Origin of the sequence: Kitasatospora sp. NPDC091207 (assembly GCF_044768625.1) — a bacterium.
Classification (GTDB): domain Bacteria; phylum Actinomycetota; class Actinomycetes; order Streptomycetales; family Streptomycetaceae; genus Kitasatospora.
The window spans coordinates 97,866-116,119 of record NZ_JBIVVS010000026.1 but is presented as its reverse complement, the minus strand read 5'-3'; the positions used below and the strand labels follow the sequence as shown (position 1 = coordinate 116,119).

15 protein-coding genes are annotated in these 18,254 nt (G+C 75.9%); 6 read left to right on the top strand and 9 right to left on the bottom strand.

Going from position 1 to position 18,254, the window contains the following annotated elements:
• Both ACIQTO_RS31635 and ACIQTO_RS31630 read left to right on the top strand, forming a co-directional pair.
• On the top strand, positions 1-842 hold an 842-nt coding region (locus tag ACIQTO_RS31635), incomplete at its 5' end, for an IS701 family transposase (RefSeq protein WP_402395288.1).
• Positions 843-1,070: 228 nt separating this feature from the next.
• A complete protein-coding gene (locus ACIQTO_RS31630) occupies positions 1,071-1,460 on the top strand; it encodes a hypothetical protein (protein ID WP_402395285.1) in 390 nt (129 codons plus the stop codon).
• A 54-nt stretch (positions 1,461-1,514) separates the two neighbouring features.
• On the opposite strand, the gene ACIQTO_RS31625 is transcribed toward ACIQTO_RS31630, so the two are convergent.
• Positions 1,515-4,616, bottom strand: coding sequence for a tetratricopeptide repeat protein (locus tag ACIQTO_RS31625; RefSeq protein WP_402395283.1), 3,102 nt, complete (start codon positions 4,614-4,616; stop codon positions 1,515-1,517).
• A gap of 440 nt (positions 4,617-5,056) precedes the next feature.
• Between ACIQTO_RS31625 and ACIQTO_RS31620 the strand changes: the two genes are divergently transcribed.
• On the top strand, positions 5,057-6,466 hold the full coding sequence (locus tag ACIQTO_RS31620; protein ID WP_402395281.1) for a lamin tail domain-containing protein: 1,410 nt from the start codon (positions 5,057-5,059) through the stop codon (positions 6,464-6,466).
• Between the two features lie 59 nt (positions 6,467-6,525).
• Here the strand turns inward: ACIQTO_RS31620 and ACIQTO_RS31615 are convergent, their stop codons facing one another.
• Positions 6,526-7,752, bottom strand: a complete 1,227-nt coding sequence (locus ACIQTO_RS31615; RefSeq protein WP_402395278.1) for an ROK family protein — start codon at positions 7,750-7,752, stop codon at positions 6,526-6,528.
• Positions 7,753-7,966: 214 nt separating this feature from the next.
• Positions 7,967-8,812, bottom strand: a complete 846-nt coding sequence (locus ACIQTO_RS31610; RefSeq protein ID WP_402395276.1) for an SDR family NAD(P)-dependent oxidoreductase — start codon at positions 8,810-8,812, stop codon at positions 7,967-7,969.
• An 89-nt stretch (positions 8,813-8,901) separates the two neighbouring features.
• On the opposite strand from ACIQTO_RS31610, the gene ACIQTO_RS31605 reads away from it, so the two are divergent.
• On the top strand, positions 8,902-9,369 hold the full coding sequence (locus ACIQTO_RS31605) for a MarR family winged helix-turn-helix transcriptional regulator (protein WP_402395273.1): 468 nt from the start codon (positions 8,902-8,904) through the stop codon (positions 9,367-9,369).
• 162 nt (positions 9,370-9,531) lie between these two features.
• Positions 9,532-11,322, top strand: a complete 1,791-nt coding sequence (locus ACIQTO_RS31600; protein WP_402395270.1) for a SpoIIE family protein phosphatase — start codon at positions 9,532-9,534, stop codon at positions 11,320-11,322.
• A 45-nt stretch (positions 11,323-11,367) separates the two neighbouring features.
• On the opposite strand, the gene ACIQTO_RS31595 is transcribed toward ACIQTO_RS31600, so the two are convergent.
• The 3 genes from ACIQTO_RS31595 to ACIQTO_RS31585 form a co-directional block, all read right to left on the bottom strand.
• Complete coding sequence (locus tag ACIQTO_RS31595) at positions 11,368-12,561, bottom strand: trans-sulfuration enzyme family protein (protein WP_402395267.1); 1,194 nt, start codon at positions 12,559-12,561, stop codon at positions 11,368-11,370.
• Between the two features lie 94 nt (positions 12,562-12,655).
• On the bottom strand, positions 12,656-12,862 hold the full coding sequence (locus ACIQTO_RS31590) for a hypothetical protein (protein WP_402395264.1): 207 nt from the start codon (positions 12,860-12,862) through the stop codon (positions 12,656-12,658).
• Positions 12,863-13,193: 331 nt separating this feature from the next.
• The gene (locus ACIQTO_RS31585) at positions 13,194-13,940 is read right to left on the bottom strand and encodes a hypothetical protein (protein WP_402395262.1); all 747 of its coding nucleotides are present in this window, start codon (positions 13,938-13,940) and stop codon (positions 13,194-13,196) included.
• A 389-nt stretch (positions 13,941-14,329) separates the two neighbouring features.
• On the opposite strand from ACIQTO_RS31585, the gene ACIQTO_RS31580 reads away from it, so the two are divergent.
• Positions 14,330-15,157 carry an alpha/beta fold hydrolase gene (locus ACIQTO_RS31580; RefSeq protein ID WP_402395259.1) on the top strand — a complete coding sequence of 276 codons (828 nt, stop codon included), beginning with the start codon at positions 14,330-14,332 and terminating at the stop codon, positions 15,155-15,157.
• A gap of 75 nt (positions 15,158-15,232) precedes the next feature.
• Here the strand turns inward: ACIQTO_RS31580 and lepB are convergent, their stop codons facing one another.
• The 3 genes from lepB to ACIQTO_RS31565 form a co-directional block, all read right to left on the bottom strand.
• The gene (lepB, locus tag ACIQTO_RS31575; RefSeq protein ID WP_402395258.1) at positions 15,233-16,195 is read right to left on the bottom strand and encodes a signal peptidase I; all 963 of its coding nucleotides are present in this window, start codon (positions 16,193-16,195) and stop codon (positions 15,233-15,235) included.
• Between the two features lie 55 nt (positions 16,196-16,250).
• Positions 16,251-16,907 (bottom strand): cupin domain-containing protein, encoded by a 657-nt coding sequence (locus ACIQTO_RS31570; protein ID WP_402395255.1) that lies wholly within the window; start codon positions 16,905-16,907, stop codon positions 16,251-16,253.
• Positions 16,908-16,989: 82 nt separating this feature from the next.
• Entirely contained in the window at positions 16,990-18,075 is a 1,086-nt protein-coding gene (locus tag ACIQTO_RS31565; RefSeq protein ID WP_402395253.1) for a LuxR C-terminal-related transcriptional regulator, read from the bottom strand.
• Positions 18,076-18,254 lie beyond the last annotated feature (179 nt).

Genomic DNA, 18,254 nt, shown 5'->3' with positions numbered 1-18,254 from the left:
TCAGGGCTTGCTTGAGCCGTGGTGCCCGGAAAGCGGGCACGCCCGGTTCTGAGGGGGCTCCGGCGCAGCAATGCGCCGGAGCTACCCGACTGTTCCTCGCCTACTCGAGTGGGCTGGGCCGGACGTTGATCGACCGGGCGCTCTACCTGCCGAAGTCCTGGACGGACGACCGTGAGCGCTGTCGGGCGGCGGGGATCGGTGACGAGGTCGAGTTCGCCACCAAGGTCCAGCTCGCGAGGGCGATGGTCCGCCGTGCGATCGACCACGAGATCCCGTTCCGGTGGGTCACCGCGGATGCCGGCTACGGCTACAGCAAGGGCTGGCGCTACGAGTTGGAGCAGGCCGATGTCTTCCACGTCGTCGCCACCACCCGCCACGACACCGTGGTCACATGGCAGGCTATGGACCACAGGCTGCACGACCTGGTCGCAGACCTGCCCCGGCAGAAGTGGAAGCGCCGCTCCTGCGGCGACGGCGCCCACGGCCTGCGGATCTACGACTGGGCCCGCGTCGAGGTCCGGCCCTGGCACCGCCCCGACCGCAGGCACTGGGTCCTGGCCCGCCGCAGCATCACCGACCCCGCAAAGATCGCCTACTACATCGCCTACGCACCCGCCGATGCCACACTCAACGAGTTGATCGCCGTCGCGGGCGCCCGCTGGGCAATCGAGGAGTGCTTCCAGAGCGCGAAGGGCCAGTGCGGCCTGGACGACTACCAGGTCCGCCGCCACCAGGGCTGGTACCGGCACATCACACTCGCCATGGCCGCCCACGCCTACCTCACTGTCATGCGGGCCCAGCAGCTCAAAAGGGGGCCGGACCTACTCGAACGCCAGACCTGATACCCCTCACCGTCCCCGAGATCCGCCGGCTGATCACGCATCTCACCCGGCCTGTCCGCCGCAGCATCAACCACGTCCTGCACTGGTCCCGATGGCGCCGCCGACGCCAACACCAGGCCCGGACCAGCCACTACAAGAGACGAGGCCACAGCCCAAGAGCTGAAGCCTCATCACGGTAAGCACCGTTGCAGTACTAGTCTGGCCACTCGATCAAGGGGGTGGCCCGGCATGGTCTCGGACGGGGACTGGTACGTGCTGGTCGAGGAGGACCGGAACAACGGGAGCAACTCCGACTTCAGCCCGGACGTGCACCGGTGGGAACTGTCCAGGGAACGGTCGGCCGCCGACCGGGAGGCCGCAAGCGCCCTGGCGGAGGAGCTGGCCGGGACCTACCTGCCGCAGTCGTGGTCCCACATCGGGGCGGGACACGGCCGACGGATCTACCGGCTGCCGGACGGCACCCTGCTGGTCCGGATCACCGACCGGTCCACCCGCGTCCACTTCCGGGTGACGGTGGCCGAGTTGGTGGCGGAGGTTCCGGAGGCGGCGAAGGTACCAGAGGCGGCGAAGGTGCCGGAGTCGGCACCCCAACGGATACGCAGGCTCTTCGGCCGCTGAGATTCCCGTAACGCCCCGCCACCCGGACCGGGTGGCGGGGCGGAGAAGCGCCCGCTACACGCCCAGGGCCACCGTGCCGAACCGCCCGGCCCGGCGGACCAGAACGGTCAGGGCGAGGTACGCCACGAGGCTCGCCAGGCTCGGGACGGGCCCGGTGAGGCGCAGTTCGCCGCGCGTCAGTGAGAGCGCGTGCAGCAGCAGGACCGGCACCGGCAGAAGTCTCCAGAGGACCTGCAGCAGCAGTTGGGCGGGCGTCGCGACGTCCGCGCCGGTGGCGTCGCGGAAGGAGAGCGCGGCCACCACGGCGAGTGCCGCGCTCACGCCGGTGACGGCCGCCGCCGCGGTGGCCCAGGGCCCGCCGAGCGCGAAGGCCGCCCAGGCGGCGACGGCCAGCAGGACCGCCACCTGGGCGTAGGCGGTGGACGCCCGCCGGAAGTGCGACCCCTTCTCGCGCGCCGCACCTCCCCCGCCGCCCGGTGCGACGGCGCGGCCGCCGGGCCGCGGTGCGCGAGCGGCGGCGCCCGGCGGAACGACGCCGGGAGGCACCGTCGCCTCCACCACCGTGACCATCGGCGCCGCCGGCTGCTCCGGCCGGGCCGGGTGGACGGCCGCCCGGTGGACCGGCTCCCGGATCCGCCGCACCGCCGCCCGGGAGCGCCGGAAGGCGGCCGCGGCCTCGGTGGGCCGGCCCGCCGCGGTGAGCGCGGAGCCGAGCAGGGCCAGCGCCCACACCTCGGCGGGCACGTCGTCCTCCGCCACGGCCAGGGTCACCGCCTCGTGCAACGGGTCGACCGCCTCCAGCGGCCGTCCGGCGCCGTGCAGGGACCTGCCCAGGCCGCTCAGCGCGGCCGACAGCACGGCCGGCCGGCCGGCTTCCCGGGCCCGGGTGACCGCCTCGGTGGACCGGGCCACCGCCTCGTCGTGGCGTTCCAGCCTTCCGAGCGAGGCGGCCAGCGCGGTCAGGGCGCGGGCCCGGCCGGCCGGGTCGTCGACGCGGCCGCGGAAGTCGGCGACCGCGCGCTGGAGGGCGGCGGCCTGCTCGTGCTGTCCGAGGTCCGACAGCAGCTCACCCACCTCCTCCAGCACCAGGTGGCCGGCGAGTTCGTCGCCCAGAGCGAGCAGGCCCTCGGCCGCCTCGGCCAGGAAGGACAGGCCCAGGTCGCCGCCCGCCCGCCCGGCCAGACCGAGGGCGACGAGCCGGCGGTGCCGGTCCCCGGCCTCCCGGAAGGCGTGGAACGCGAGCGTGAACAGCGCGGCGGCGGGCAGCGCCCGGTCCATCAGGTCGAGGCCGACCAGGCCGAGCTGTACGTTGGCGACGCCGGTGCGGAGCTGGTCCCCGGCGGCCTCGGCCATCCGGACGGACCGGCTCAGGTCCTTCGCGGCGGCCTTCGCCCGACCCTTCTCCGCGAGCGCGATCCCCGCGTGCAGGCTCCCCCGGTACTCGGCCTCCGCGTCGCCGGTCATCCGGGCCGCGATCGCGGCCGCGCGACGGCCCTCCCGCGCCGCCTCCTCCGGCCGGCCCACCGCCCGCCAGGCCTCGGCCAGGGCGGCCAGCGCCGTCGCCGCGACCTCCCAGTGCCGGATCCGCCGTGCTCCCTCCGCCGCCTGGCGCAGCAGCGCCAGGGCCTCCTCGGGACGCCCGTCCAGGCAGCGCAGCCGGCCGAGCCGCACCTGGGCCGCCAACTCCGCTCCGGGGTCGCCGCGTTCGCCGGCCAGGGCCTGGACGAGGGCGGCGGCGTCGGCGAGCTCGTCGCGGTGGAGGCCGTGCTCCAGGTACGGGTCCAGCGCCTCCGCGAGGCCCGCCGCCGCGTCGGGCCCGCCGGCGGACGCCGCCCGGCGCAGCAGTCCCGCCGAGGTCGGGTGCTCGGCGTCGAGCCAGGCGAGCGCGGCGGTACGGTCGGCGAAGGCGCGCGCGTCGGTCCCGGGGCCGCGCCGCAGGGGGCTCAGGCGCAGGCAGGCGGCCCGGACCCGCTCGGTGTGGGCGCGGACCAGCCGCTCCAGGGCCTCCCTCGCCTCGTCGGCCGCCGCGTTGGGCGTCCCGGTGCCGGACGGCACGGGGAGCGGCAGGTCGTCGTCCGCGTGCAGTGTGGGCCGCCACCGGTCGGGGGCGTCGCTGCGGGCGAGCAGCCCCACCGCCAGCAGCGCGTCGAGGTCGGCCGCCACCGTCCCGGCGGAGGGTCCGGCGAGGTCCCGGACCGTGTCGGTGGAGAAGTCCGGACCGGGCAGGACGCGGGTCAGCCGCAGCAGCCGGGTCGGCCCGGTGCCCAGTGCGGCCAGGGCGAGCAGGTGGACGGCGGCCAGGGTCCGCACGGGTCCGTCGAGGCGTTCCGGGCCCGCCCGGAGCCGGTCCAGCTCCCGGGAGGTCTCGCCCGCCGTCGCACCGGTCCGGGCCATGGTGGCCGCCGTCACGAGCAGGGCGGGCGGCAGGCCGCCGCAGGCCTTCGCGAGGCGCCGCAGGTCGAGTCCGTCGGCGGCGTCGGCCGGCCGGCGGGCACCGCGGGCGGTCAGCTCGGCCCGCAGCAGGTCGGTGGCGGCGGCGGTGGTCAGCGGCGCCAGCCCGTGGAAGGTGCCCGGGAGGTCCCGCGGGGTGTGTCGCGCCGTCACCAGCACGCCGGCCGTGCCGGGAGCGGGCAGGAGCGCGGTCAGGTCGTCGTCGGTGGCCGGGTCGTCCAGGTGCAGCAGGACGCGGCGCCCCCGGGCGGCGTAGGAGGCCAGGGTGCGGTGCAGCAGGGCGGCCCGGCCGGCCGGGTCGGGCGGGATGTGCTCGGGCGGCAGTCCCGCGGCGCGCAGCGCGCGGCCGAGGGCACGTTCGGGGCGTTGGCGGCGGACGTGGTCGGAGCCGTGGAACTCGATCGTGAGCGGGCCGCCCGGGAAGTGCCCCTCGGCCTGGAGGGCGTGGCCGGTCCGGCGCGCCAGCGCGCTCTTGCCGACGCCCGGCGGGCCGGTGACGACCACGCACGGTCGCCCGTCGCCGGTGAGCGCGGTGCGCAGCACGGCGAATTCCGTGTCCCGGCCGGTGAGTTCGGCGGGCGGGGGCCCGGAGAGCGGCGTGATCACCTCCGGCAGGCGGACCGCGTACGGCCGGTCACCCGTCCACCCGTGGCAGAGCACGCCTTCGCGTTCCCGGTCGGCCCACGACCAGTCCACCGTTTCCATCCAGCCCCTCGAAACGTCCGTGCCGCCGACGGGGCGAACCGGTCCGGACGGCCCCCGGCCCGCCCGACTCGCTCCCCCGACCGCTCCCGCCCCTGCTCCGCCCCGGACGGGTCGCGTCCCCGGATCCGTCCGTGCGGAATCCATGACGCTACCTCACATTTCCTTCGCTGTAAGGGCTTTGGACGTTCATCGGACGCACCGCGGGCACCCGCCCGGCACAGTGGGGCCATCGGCCCCGGGAGTGTTCCACCGCGACGCACGGCCCGGGCGCCGGACGGAGGGGTTGAGCGGGGCGGCCGCGGGAACAGCAGGGGTACGGCCGGGCCGGCGGCCACCGGTTCGCCCGGTGTTCATGCGCCGATCGCCCGGCGGCGGGCACCAGTTGGGCCGGCGCCGTCATGGTGGTGGCGGCCTGTCAGCACGACCCCGGGACGGACATCGTGACCGAATCGCGCACACCGCGGTGGCGCCGGAGCCTCGCGTTCCTGCTCGTCGCCGTCGCCGGCCCGGTGGGGGCGCTGGGCGCCTCGCCCGCCCGGGCCGCCGCGGCCGACGACATCCGGATCAACGAGGTGGTGACCACCGGGAGCGTCGACGACTCGATCGAGCTCCACAACAAGGGCTCCGCGACCGTGGACGTCTCGGGCTGGATCCTCAAGGACGACGACAACGGCTCCCGGTACACGATCGCCGCCGGGACCACACTGGCCCCCGGCGCGTTCCGCGCCTTCGACGTGCACGCCGCGTTCGGCCTGGGCTCCTCCGACCGGGCACGGCTGTTCCTGCCGAACGGCAGCACGCTGGTCGACAGCTTCGGCTGGAGCGCGCACTCGGCCCCGTCCTGGTCGCGCTGCCCGGACGGCACCGGCTCGTTCGGCAAGGCCGCGGTCACCCTCGGCGCCCCGAACGCCTGCGGCACCACCGGCGGGACCACGCCGGTGGCCTGGCCCGGCAGCGGCTCCGTGGCGAACGCCGACGCCTCGAACGTCTTCGGGTCCGACCTCAGCGGCCTCTACCAGGAGGGCGGCGTGCTCTGGGGCGCGCAGAACTCCGGCACGCTGTGGCGGCTGGTGCCGAACGGGTCCGGCGGGTGGAAGCCGGACACCGCGAACGGCTGGAGCGCCGGCAAGGCGCTGCGCTTCCCGGGCGGCTCCGGGACGCCGGACAGCGAGGGCGTCACGCTCACCGGCGCCGGCGCCGCGGGGGGCGTGTTCGTGTCGAGCGAGCGCAACGGGGACGCCTCCGGCACCAGCCGGCTGTCCGTCCTGCGGTACGACGTGAGCGGCACGGGCTCCACGCTGACCGCCGCGAAGGAGTGGAACCTGACGTCCGCGCTGCCGTCGGTGGGCGCCAACCTCGGACTCGAAGGCATCACCTGGATCCCCGACGACTACCTGACCGGGGCCGGGTTCAAGGACGCGTCGACCGGCGCGGCCTACAACCCGGCCGGGTACGGCGCGCACACGGGCGGAGTGTTCCTCGTCGGGGTCGAGGGCGGCACGCTCTACGGCTTCGTCCTCCAGGACAGCGGGGCGTTCACCCGGGTGGCGACCGTCGCCAGCGGCATGGCCGGGGTCATGGAGCTGCAGTGGGAACCGCAGGCCTCACGCCTGTGGGTGGTGTGCGACGACACCTGCGACGGCCAGCACCGGACGATGCGGGTCGACGCCAACGGCGCGTTCACCACCACCGCGGTCTTCAACCGCCCGAGCGGCATGGGCAACCTGAACAACGAGGGCTTCGCGCTGGCCGGCGCCGCCGAGTGCACCGCCGGCGCCAAGCCCGTCTACTGGGCCGACGACGGCAACACCGGCGGCCACGCGCTGCGCAGGGGCACGGTCAGCTGCTGAACGAGCGGCGCCGTCGTGGTCCCGCCGCCGCCGGCCGGGACCACGACGGGCCCGTCCCGTCAGAGCGAAGCGGCCTGGTCCACCAGGGCGGTACGGCGTTCGAAGACCTCGGGGCGCGCCGTCTCCAGGGCGGTGGCGACCGCGCCGAGCAGCACCGCCTCCTCTCCCAGCCCGCTCGGGGCGAGCGTCGGGCGGAGCGGGCTGAGCCGGTGCAGCTCCCGCTCCAGCGGCTCCAGCAGGAGGTCCGCGCTGCCGCCGACCCCGCCGCCGAGCACCACCAGGTCCGGGTCGAGCACGGCCGCCAGCACGGCGATCGCGTAGGCGAGCTGCTCGGCCTCGCGCTCGACCGCGCGGGCGGCCAGCGGGTCGCCGGTCCGGGCCGCGTCGAAGACCTGCTTGGCCGTCAGCGGGCCGCGCATCCCGAGGCCCAGCGCGGTGCGGACCACCGCGTCGGCCCCGGCCGCCCGCTCTATCGTCCCGGCCGGTTCGCCGTCGGGCCCGGGAGCCAGCGGCACCAGGCCGACCTCGCCCGCCGCGCCGTGCGCGCCGGAGAGCAGCTCGCCGTCCCTGAGGACGCCGACGCCCAGGCCGGTGCCGATCAGCAGGTAGGCGAACATCCGGCTGCCCCGGCCGGCCCCGAGGGTGTACTCGCCGAGGGCGGCGAGGTTGGCGTCGTTGCCGACGGTGAAGGCGGTCTCCAGGCCCTCCCCGATCCGGTCGAACAGACCGCGTCTGCCCCAGCCCGGCAGGCTGGTCGCGTACCGGACACCGCGCCGCTCCTCGTCCCAGACGCCCGGGGTGCCGATCACGGCGTGCACGATGTCGCCGGCCGCCAGCCCGGCCTCGGCGGTCGTCTCCCGGGCCGCCGCCACCACGGCGTCGGCCACCGCGTTCGCCGAGCGGCCCTTGTTGGGCACGTCCCGGCGGGCCACGATCCGCCCCGCGAGGTCCGCCACCGCGACCCGCAACCGGGCCCGGCCGATGTCCACGCCGAGCACGTACCCGGCCGTCGGGTCCGGCTCGTACAGCACCGCCGTGCGGCCGCGCTCGGGCACGAAGCGGCCCGCCTCGCGCACCAGCCCGGCCTGCTCCAGCGCGGCCAGGGCCGCGGAGACGGTGGGCTTGGACAGCCCGGTGTCCCGGGCGAGCTGGGCGCGCGAGGACGGGCCGCCGGTGCGCAGCAGTTCGAGCAGCAGCCACTCGTTGTTGCTCCGCAGGCGCTGCCGGTTCCACGGCTGCGCCGGGGTCCCGCCCGGCGGAACGGCGGTCGGCAGGTGGCGGCTCATCGGGTCCTCCGGTCTGGGCGGTGCGCGACGCCGTCGTCGGCGCGCCTGGCCTGCGCTGAGGCCTCGCCCAGTATGACCGGTCGTCAATCCGCCCATCGGCTGGAACCCCGCCGGGGCCCGCAGCCTGATCCACCCGCTGACCTGGCATGTCCTCGACCGGAGGATGGCCGACGGTGGCTCCCGCCCGCGCCCTCAGAGCGTCCACCGCGTCCGGTCAGCCGACCCAGCCGCCGGTGAGGCCCTGCACCGCGGAGCCGTCCAGGTCGGCGAGCTTGGCGCCGACGAACGCGCGGGCCCGCTCGGAGGTCTGCACCCGGAACGGCGGGTGGTCGGCGGTCAGCGCCGCCACCACCGACTCGGCGGCCTGCTCGGGGGTCTGCGCCTGCGCGAAGGCCGCCCGGGTGCGGTCGACGTAGGCACCCAGCGCGGGGGCGTACGGGCCGGCGGCGGCCAGCAGGGCGGGGATGTCCAGACCCTGGCTGGCGACGAACTCGCTGGCCACGGCCCCCGGTTCGACCACGGTGACCTTGACGCCCACGGTCGCGGCGACCGGCGCCAGCGACTCCATGAAGCCCTCGACGGCGAACTTGGCCGCGCAGTAGGCCTCGTTGAAGGGCTGCCCGACCACGCCACCGACGCTGGTGACGGTGACCACCCGGCCGCCGACGGCCCGCAGGTGCGGCAGCGCGGCCCGGGTGACCTCGACGACGCCGAAGAAGTTCACCTCCATGGTGGCCCGGACCGGCTCCAGGCCGTCCTGCTCCAGGGTGCCGACGTAGCCGGCGCCGGCGTTGTTGACGACGGCGTCGAGGCGCCCGTGCCGGGCGACGGCCCCGGCCACGCAGGCCTCGACCGACCCGGGGTCGGTGACGTCCAGACGGGCGAGCTCGACCCGGTCGGCGACGCCCGCCGCCCCGGCGGCGGCGAGCAGCGCCCCGGCCCGGCCGGTGTCACGCATCGTGGCGACGACGTGGTGCCCGGCGCGGGCGACGGCCACGGCGGCGGCGAGGCCGATGCCGGAGGAGGTGCCGGTGATCAGGGCGATGCGGGTGGTGGTCATACGGGCGCTCCCGGCGGGCTCGGCTTTATGTGCGTGCACACACACCATAGATTCCTGTGCACGCACACGCAAACAGGTAGAGTGACGGCATGGCGCGCACCGAACTCACCCTGGGCGAGCTCACCGCCCGCGACCACGCCTTCTACGGCCTCGTCTGGGCCGGCACCACCCTGAGCACCAAGGTCGACCAGGCCCTCGGCAAGGCCCACGACCTGCCGCTCTCCTGGTTCGAGGTGATGCTCTGGCTGCAGGGGCAGGACGAGCCGGTGGCCGCCTCCGACCTGGGCGCCAAGACCCTGCTCAGCCGCAGCCAGGTGTCCCGGGTGGCCGACTCGCTGCAGGCCCGCGGCCTGGTCGAGCGCGCCCCCTCCCCCGTCGACGCCCGCTCGGTGCGGATCGCCCTCACCCCCGAGGGCCGGCGGGTCTTCGCCGCCGCCGACGCCACCCGGCGCGCCGTGCTGGCCGAGGCCTTCGACGACCGGCTGGACGACGAGGACATCGCGGCCCTGGAGACCGTCTGGGCCAAGCTGAAGCAGCCGGCCCCACCGCGGGCCTGAGCCGGGCACCCCGGGGCCGGGAACCCGGGGCCCCGGGAGCACCCCCGGAACCCGGGCACCCCCGCCGGGCCGATGACAACACCGGTCACAACACCGCCACCGGTCGGTCAAGCTTCGGCCGGTCCTCGGGCGTGCCGCGGCCCGGGGCGTGATCATGTGAGTATGCGGTTCCGGCACGGCGAGGCAGGAGAGGACGCCACCCCCGCGAGCCCGGACGCGCGGTCCCGGGCGGCAGCGGCGGAGACTCCGGCCGCGCACACCGGAGCCGTCACGGAGAGCGATGGACCGGACCTGCTGCGTGAGGCCCTCGCGGTGGCACCCGTCGGCGTGGCCCTGCTGGACGACCGGCTGCGCTGGACGTACCTCAACGCCGCGTTCGGCACCGTGACCGGCCTGCGCCGGGCCGACCTGCTCGGCCGGCCGGTCGGCGACACGGCGTTCGCCCGCACGGCCGGCACGCTCGCCCGGGTCCTGGCCGACGGCCGGGCCCGCGAACAGGCCACCGGCGGGCCCGACGGCGCGGGTGCTCCCGTACCGCCCGGCCTACGCGTGCGCTACCGCCCGCTGGAACGCGCCGGGCGGATCACCGGCGTGGTGGTGGTCGTGCTCGACGACCCCGACCCGGAGCGGGAACTGCGGCGCGAACTGGAGCGGGCCCGGGCCCGGCTGGCGCTGCTCGACGCCGCCGCCGAGCGGATCGGCAGCACGCTCGACATCGGCACCACGTGTGCCGAGCTGGCCGCGTTCGCCGTCCCCCGGCTCGCGGAGCTGGTGACCGTCGACGTCCTGCCGCCCGAGGCCACCGCCCGCACCGGCGGCGCACCGGGCCCGCGGCTGCACCGCGCCGCCGTCGACTGCGTCGCGGACCTGCGCGAGGCGGTGGCCGACCTGGCCCGGCCCGGCGAATCGGTCCGCCACCGGGACGGCTCGGCCGCCGCCCGCGCCCTGACCGGCGGCGTCGCGGTGCTCGTCGACCGCCTGCCGGAGGGCGAGGCGGACCGCGCCGCGCCGGACGGCGTGACCTCGGCCGTCTACCGGTCCGCCGGCGTGGTCTCCCTGCTGGTCGTGCCGCTGACCGCCCGGGGGCACCTGGTCGGACTGCTGACCCTGGCCCGCACGGCCGGCTCGGCGGGCTTCACCCCGGACGAGGCCGTGCTGATCGGCGACCTGGCCGCCCGGGCCGCCGCCGGCATCGACCACGCCCGCCGCTACACCCGGTCGCAGGGCATCGCCCTCGAACTCCAGCGGGCGCTGCTGAGCGAGCCCGGCAGCCCGCACCAGAACCTCGAACTCGCCTCCCGCTACCTGCCGTCCGGCACCAGCTCGGTGGTCGGCGGCGACTGGTACGAGACGGTGCGGCTGCCGTTCGGACGGACCCTGCTGGTGATGGGCGACGTGATGGGCCACGGCGTCGAGGCGGCGGTCGACATGAGTACCTACCGCTCGACGCTGCGCGACGTGGCGGGCATGGACCTGCCGCCGCACCGGATCCTGCGCCAGCTCGACACCGTCATCGCGGCCAACGAGTCGGCCCGCCCGGCCACCTGCCTGCTCGCCCTCGCCGACCCGGGCCGGGGCCGCTGGACGCTCTCCAGCGCGGGCCACCTGCCGCCCGCGCTGATCACCCCCGGCCGGGCGAACGAGCTGCTGCGGATCCCGACCGGGCCGCCGCTCGGCACCGGGTTCGGCGGCTACGAGCAGGCCACCCGCGAGCTGCTGCCCGGTCAGACCCTGCTGCTGTACACCGACGGCCTGGTGGAGCGGCGGGACGAGGACATCGACGCCTCGCTCGACCGGCTGGCGGGGCTTCGGCTGCCGGCCGCCGGCGAGCTGGACGACCTGCTCGACGCCGTGCTGCACGCGCTGGGACCGTCCGCCACCGGCCCGGCCGAGGACGACATCGCCGTGCTGGCCGCCCGACCGCGGGTCCGGCCGCTGCCCCCGGCGGGGTGACCCCGGGCGCCGCTCCCACCGGCGCCCGGCCCGCCCCGGCCGCGCTCAGAGCTTGGCGAGCGCCTGGCCGAGATCGGCCCAGAGGTCCTCGGGGTGCTCGATGCCCACCGCGACGCGAACGGTGCCGGGACCGATGCCGGCCGCGGCCAGCTCCCCGTCGTCGAGCTGACGGTGCGAGGTGCTGGCGGGGTGGAGGACGAGGGTGTGCACGCCACCGAGCGAGGGCGCGAGCGAGGCCAGCCGCACCGACTCGGTGAAGGTCCGGGCCGCCTCGCGGCCGCCGGCCAGGTCGAAGGCGAGCACCCCGCCGTGGCCCTCCGGCAGCAGGCGGCGGGCGAGTTGGTGGTCCGGGTGGGCGGGCAGCCCCGGGTAGTGGACGGCGGTGACGGCCGGGTGGGCCGCCAGCCGGCCGGCCAGCTCCAGCGCGGTGTCGCAGTGCCGGCGCACCCGCAGGGCCAGCGTCTGCAGGCCGCGCAGCGTCAGCCAGGCGCTGTGCGGGTCGGCCGAGGCACCCAGCTCGACGGCGTAGTGCCAGACGGTGCGGTGGAGTTCGGCGTCGGCGAAGACGGCGAGGCCGGCCAGCACGTCGGAGTGCCCGCCGAGGTACTTGGTCGCCGAGTGGACCACGACGTCGGCACCGTGCTCGATCGGCCGGCAGAGCAGCGGGGTGGCGAAGGTGTTGTCGACCACGCTGAGCACCCCGGCCTCCTTGGCGACCGCGATCAGCCCGGGCAGGTCGGTGACCCGGGTGGTCGGGTTGGAGATCGTCTCCAGGTGCAGCAGCCGGGTGTTGGGGCGCAGCGCGGCCCGCACCTCGGCCGGGTCGTCACCCCCGACGTGGGTGACCTCCACGCCCCAGCGCCGGGCCAGGTCGGCGAGCATCGCGAAGGTGCCGCCGTACAGGCTCCGCTGGGCGATCACGTGGTCGCCGGAGCTCAGCAGCGCGAGCAGCACGGTGTTGATCGCGCCCATGCCGGAGGCGGTGGCGATCGCGCCGGCGCCGCCCTCCAGCCCGGCGACCGCCTTCTCCAACGAACGGACCGTCGGGTTGCCGTAGCGGTTGTAGAAGAACGCCTGGTCCGGTCCGCCGAACGCGCGCGTCAGGGCCTCGTTGTCCTCGAAGGCGAAGAGGTGGCTCTGGTGCAGCGGCACCCCGAGCGGGCGGCTGCCGGTCACCTCCTCGACGGGCGGGTGGACGATCCGGCTCTCGGGGCGCAGCGCGCTGTCGAAGTCGTTCATGCCGCCCATCCTCGGCCGGTGCGCCCGGCCGCGCCCAGGGCCAATCCCGGTCAAGTGGCCCTTGCCGGTTCGCCGCCGGGCCCCCGGCGGGGTCTCAGAGTCCGCCGGCCGGCAGCAGGACCACCCGCGCCGGGTCGAACGGCTCCCAACGGGCCGGGTGCCCGCTCCGGGCCACCCGCAGCCGGCACCAGCGCGAACCGCCCGCGTCCTGCCACCAGCCGCTGATCCGCCCGAGCGCCCACCGGCCGTCGCCGAAGTGCACCTCGACCGGCTGGTAGACCCACTCCACCTCGGCGTCCACCGGACCTTCGCCCCGCCCCGGTTCGCCCCGCCCCGGTACGACCGACCCGGGTACACCCGACCCGGGTTCGGCTCGGCCCGGTTCGTCCGGCGCGGGTTCGTCCCGCCCGCCGCGCTCGCCTTCGAGTACGGGCATACCCCGACCCTCCACCACGGTTGCGCCCTCCCGGTCCGGTACGGCCGCCGGCTCCCCCGACGGGACGGCCGCGCGACCGGGCGTACTCGCCACCCGGCCGACTCTACAGCCGTGTAGAGGCTCCGCGCCGGAAGCCCGGCGAATCACCGGTCGGCCGCTCGCCCGGGACGGGACGGCGACCGGTGATCCGCCCGGTTCAGGAGGACGACAGCACCCTCACCAGGTCCTCGGCCTCGCGCAGCTGCCCGACCCCCAGCCGTCGCAGGTCCCGGAGCAGCAGCGCGCCGTCCGCGACCGCGTCGTCCGGCCGGGGCACCTCCGGTGGCAGCGGCACGCCGAGGAGCGCCGCGAGGTCGCCCGCGGGCAGGCCCAGCACCACGGCGAAGTCGGCGACCAGATCCGGGGTCGGCTCCTGCCCGCCGGTGGCGATCCGACCGTAGGCGTCGGCCATCCAGGAGCGGCCGGTGAGGTGGCGGAAGACCTTCGCCGTCCCGGTCCACCCGAGGTTGCGCGACGCGACCATCCGCATCAGCAGGTTCCCGGCGGAGGACGGGTCCGGCGCGAACACCGGCAGCCCCTCGATCCGCCCGGTCTGCCGGCTGGGCGGCAACGACGCGACGAAGGCACGCAGTTCGGCCCGGCGGTCGGCCGGCAGCGCCGTACCGAACCGCACCACGCTCACGATCGAGGTGGTCGCCATCCCGCCGGCCGGCGCGAGGTCCGCCGGCAGCGGCTGCGCCGCGATCTCGAACAGGTCGGCGGTGTCCAGGGCGAGGGCGGGCGCGAGCCGGCGCAGCAGCGCCTCGTCCGGCGCGCCGCCGTCCAACGCCTCGGCGAGGTCGGCCTCGGCGACCCCCGCCCGACGGGCCCACTCGGTGGGCGCGAGACCCCGGTGGTCGAGCAGTCGGGCCATCAGCACGGCGAAACCGGGAAGCGCAGTCATCCCGTCAGCATAGGGCGGCCCGGACGGTCCGAAGCACCGCCTCCCACCTGGGGCGACGCCCTCGGCGAACACTCGTCGGCCGGACCTGCGCGGTCAGCCGCGACGCCTCCCGCCGCCCGGCCCGGCCCCGCGTGACGGGCTCCCGGAATCACGGCCGGCGCGTGGCACCCGCGTCGTCCCGCCGGGCCCCGCCCCACCCGTTCGGCCGCCGATTCCGGCCGGAACCGTGACACGGAGTGACGCGGCGGTGCGCGACGCGCCCCCAGACCCTAGCGTCGGCACAGTGGCGCGGCCGTCGACGCCGGACCGGTCGAGCGGGCCGGGCCCCGCCGGTGCGCACCGTCCCGCCCGCTCCCGAACCCGTTCCGCACCTCGCGCAAGGAGCTCCCATGCCCACCATCACCACCAGCGACGGCACCCGGATCTTCTACAAGGACTGGGGCAGCGGCCGCCCGGTCGTCTTCAGTCACGGCTGGCCGCTGAACGCCGACGCGTGGGACGAGCAGCTGCGGCTGGTCGCCGGCCACGGCTTCCGGGCGATCGCGCACGACCGGCGCGGCCACGGCCGCTCCGACCAGCCCTGGGACGGCAACGACATGGACACCTACGCCGACGACCTCGCCCAGCTGATCGAGCGGCTCGACCTGAGCGACGCCGTCCTGGTCGGCCACTCGACCGGCGGCGGCGAGGTGGCCCGCTACCTCGGCCGGCACGGCACGGCACGGGCGGCCAAGGCCGTGCTGCTCGGGGCCGTGCCGCCGGTGATGCTGCGGAGCCCCGGCAACCCGGAGGGCACGCCCCTGGCGGCCTTCGACGGCATCCGGTCCGGGGTCGACGGCAACCGCTCGCAGTTCTACTGGGAGCTCAGCGAGGCCTTCTACGGGTTCAACCGCCCCGGCGCGGACCTCGCCGGGGCCGAGGGCATCCGCCGGGCGTTCTGGCTCTGGAGCATGCAGGTCGGCGCGCGCGGCGCGTTCGAATGCGTCCGGCAGTTCTCCGAGACCGACTTCACCGAGGACCTGCGGCGCATCGACATCCCCACGCTGATCGCGCACGGTGACGACGACCAGATCGTCCCGATCGCGGCGGCCGCGCTGAAGACGGCGAAGCTCGTCCCGGACCACGTCCTCAAGGTCTACCCGGGTGCGCCGCACGGTCTGCACGGGGCCTACCGAGCCGCCTTCGAGGCCGATCTGCTGGACTTCCTCAAGGCCTGAGCGGCCGCCGCGGGACCGCTCCCGCACGGCCGCCGCCCGGGTGTCCCCCGGGCGACGGCCGCGCCGAGGCCGGGCTCAGGCTTCCCGGGTGGCGTCCCGGCGTTCGCGCGCGGCCACGGTACGGCGGCGCCAGAGCGCGAACGGGACGGCCGCGGCGAGCGCGGCGGCCTCCGGGGCCGGCAGGTCCGCCACCGGCTCGGACCCGCCCGCCACACCCTGCTGGTCCGCACCCTGCTGGTCCACGGCCTTCCGGTCGAAGGTTTCGGGGACGGGGAGGGTGTCCCAGTGCCCGAGCGGCCAGGCGACGACGAAGGCGCGGCCGACCACGTTGTCCACCGGGACGAAGCCGCCCCCCGGCTCGTCGACGTGGTAGCGGGAGTCGCGGGAGTCGTTGCGGTGGTCGCCCATCACCCAGATCCGGTCCTTGGGCACCTTGACCGTGCCGACCGGCCGGTCTCCGCAGGGCGTCGCCCCCGGGTAGAGGTAGGGCTCGTCCAGCGGGACACCGTTCACCTTCACCGGGCTGCCGGTGTTGCACTCCACGGTGTCCCCGCCGACCGCGATCACCCGCTTGATCAGGTCCTTCTCGTCCTCCGAGGGCATCAGGCCGACCACGCTCAGGGCCTTCTTGATCCCGCGCACGACGGAGTTGCCGGACGGCGCGGCCGGCTCGTCCAGCCAGCCGCCCGGATCGCGGAAGACCACCACCTCGCCGCGCTCGGGGGTGGCGCCGAACCACGGGGTGAACTTGTCGACCAGCACCCGGTCCCCCTTCTCCAGGGTGTGCTGCATCGACCCCGAGGGGATCGAGAAGGCCTGCACGAAGAAGACCTTGATGCCCAGTGAGAGCAGCAGGGCCACGACCACCAGGATCGGCAGCTCCTGCCAGAACGGGCGCTTGCCGCGCCCGGTCCGGCGGGCTCGGCCACCGGCACCCGGCGCCGGGTCGGCACCGTCGACCGTACCCGTACCGGCATCCGGGCCCGGGCCGGCCGGACCTCCGCTCGCCCCGCTCCCCGCGGTCTCCTCGACACTCATCCCTGGGCCCCCTCCGAACGGCCTCGCGGAGCCCGGTTCGGAACCCCGCTGTCAGCTAACGAACGGAGGTTCCCGGCCGCGCCCGGACGTGGATGCGTTCCCCCTGGGCCCCGAAGAGGCTGAGGAACTCGACCGCGTTCGGGCCGGCGTTGCCGAAGGCGTGCGGGGTCCGGGTGTCGAACTCGGCGGCCTCCCCGGCGGTGAGGACGAGGTCGCGCGAGCCGAGCAGCAGGCGCAGCCGGCCGGCCAGGACGTAGACCCACTCGTGGCCCTCGTGCACCCGTGGCTCCAGGTCGGGGCCGGCGCCGTACCCCGGGGGCATGATCTGCTTGTAGGCGTGCAGCCCACCGAGGTGGCGGGTCAGCGGGATGAAGGTCTGACCGGCGCGCTTGAACGGGCGGGCGTGGACCCGGGGGTCGCCGGTGGCCGGGGCGCCGACCAGTTCGTCCAACGGCACCCGGTACTCCCGGGCGAGTGGCAGCAGCAGTTCCAGGGTGGGCTTGCGCTGACCGGACTCCAGGCGGGACAGCGTGCTGAGGGAGATCCCCGTCGCCGCGCTCAGTCCGGCCAGGGTGGTGCCGCGTTCGCGCCGCAGTGCCCGCAGACGGGGGCCCACCGTGGTCAGCACCGCGGCGAGGTCCTCGTCGGCGTCACCGGTGGTGGCGACGGGGTGGGAGGTGGGGTGAGCACTGTCGTGGGGGTGGTCGGCCATGGCTCCAATCTGCCGCTCCGGCAAGGGGATTTGTCAAACGGGCATCGGCCGACCGGGTCCGGCACCCACGCGGGTGCCCGGCTCAGTGCCCGCCGCCGAGCATGATCCGTGCGACCAGCTCACGGCGGCTGGCCACCCCGGCCTTGGCGAACACCGACTTGAGGTGGTCCTGCACGGTGTACGGCTTCATCGCCAGCAGCCGTGAGACGTCCCGGGTGTCGCAGCCTCGCGCCAGCAGCAGGGCCACCTCCTGCTCACGGGCGGTCAGCCCGTACGCGGAGAGGTAGAGCGGCATCGCGTCGGCCGGACCGGCCGCGGCCGCGACCACCGTCACCTCACCGGCCACCGAGCCCTGCAGCGGCGAGGCGTGCAGTACGTACCAGCGGCCGTCGCCGGCCTGGACGCGGATCTTGGACTGCGGCACCGGCAGTCCGCCGGCCGTCCGGCGGGCCTGCTCGGCGGCCATCGCGAAGGCGGTCGGCAGCCCGAGCGAGGTACGGGAGGGGTCCGCGAGCCGGGCGAGCAGATCCTCGGCCGGGCCGGAGACGGCGATCAGCCGGTTCGACGCGCCGAGCACCACGACCGCCGGTCCCGCGTCGCCCCCGGTCCGGCCGACCGCCCCGCCGTCCGGCGGCAGGTGGCAGGACCGCAGGGCGTTGCCCAGGTGCCGGGCCGCGGTGTCGGCCAACTCGCGGTGACGGCCCAGGAAGTGACCCCGCTCCGCGGCACGCATGAACGCGGCGCAGCCCCACATCCCCCCGTGCGCGTCGAACGCGGCGCGCAGCTCGTCGCCGAACCCGGCGGGGGCTATCTGCTCCCGGTAGCGGACGGCCCGCTCCGGCCGCCCCTCGGTCGCCCGGCTGAGCGTCTCGGCCCGGACCCCGCTGCGGCGGATCTTGGGGAAGGTCGCGGGATCGTCGGTCCACACCTCCAGCCGGACGGCCTCCTCGAAGGAGTCCAGACTGAGGTCGTCGCTGAGCACGGAGTTGACCAGCCCGGTCGCCGGATCGGCGGTGTGCCAGCAGACGGCGTCGTACTCCAGGACCTCACGCAGCAGTTCGTCGGCCCGGCGGAACACCGCCTCGGCCGTCAGCCCGGCACCGGCCAACTCCCTTACGCCCTCGATCGCCTGTTGTACCGCGGCCGCACGTGCCCCACGTGATCCCATGGCCCGGAAACTAGCACGCACACCAAGCACCGGACATGCGCCGATCGACGGGGGTCGGATCCACCGAAAGGATGGGGTCGGGACCCGACCGAAGTACCCCCCTGAGGATCCGTCCGCCCCGGGACGGCGTCCCCGGCGGGCGAGGACACCTCCGCCCGCCGGGCCGCGGGAGCGCCCCG

Coding starts and splice junctions, on each gene's coding strand:
- ACIQTO_RS31625 (WP_402395283.1), bottom strand. CDS start 4,616: ATGGAAACGGTGGACTGGTCGTGGGCCGACCGGGAACGCGAAGGCGTG.
- ACIQTO_RS31610 (WP_402395276.1), bottom strand. CDS start 8,812: ATGACCACCACCCGCATCGCCCTGATCACCGGCACCTCCTCCGGCATC.
- lepB (WP_402395258.1), bottom strand. CDS start 16,195: ATGAGTGTCGAGGAGACCGCGGGGAGCGGGGCGAGCGGAGGTCCGGCC.
- ACIQTO_RS31565 (WP_402395253.1), bottom strand. CDS start 18,075: ATGGGATCACGTGGGGCACGTGCGGCCGCGGTACAACAGGCGATCGAG.
- ACIQTO_RS31615 (WP_402395278.1), bottom strand. CDS start 7,752: ATGAGCCGCCACCTGCCGACCGCCGTTCCGCCGGGCGGGACCCCGGCG.
- ACIQTO_RS31570 (WP_402395255.1), bottom strand. CDS start 16,907: ATGGCCGACCACCCCCACGACAGTGCTCACCCCACCTCCCACCCCGTC.
- ACIQTO_RS31585 (WP_402395262.1), bottom strand. CDS start 13,940: ATGACTGCGCTTCCCGGTTTCGCCGTGCTGATGGCCCGACTGCTCGAC.
- ACIQTO_RS31605 (WP_402395273.1), top strand. CDS start 8,902: ATGGCGCGCACCGAACTCACCCTGGGCGAGCTCACCGCCCGCGACCAC.
- ACIQTO_RS31630 (WP_402395285.1), top strand. CDS start 1,071: ATGGTCTCGGACGGGGACTGGTACGTGCTGGTCGAGGAGGACCGGAAC.
- ACIQTO_RS31600 (WP_402395270.1), top strand. CDS start 9,532: ATGCGGTTCCGGCACGGCGAGGCAGGAGAGGACGCCACCCCCGCGAGC.
- ACIQTO_RS31580 (WP_402395259.1), top strand. CDS start 14,330: ATGCCCACCATCACCACCAGCGACGGCACCCGGATCTTCTACAAGGAC.
- ACIQTO_RS31595 (WP_402395267.1), bottom strand. CDS start 12,561: ATGAACGACTTCGACAGCGCGCTGCGCCCCGAGAGCCGGATCGTCCAC.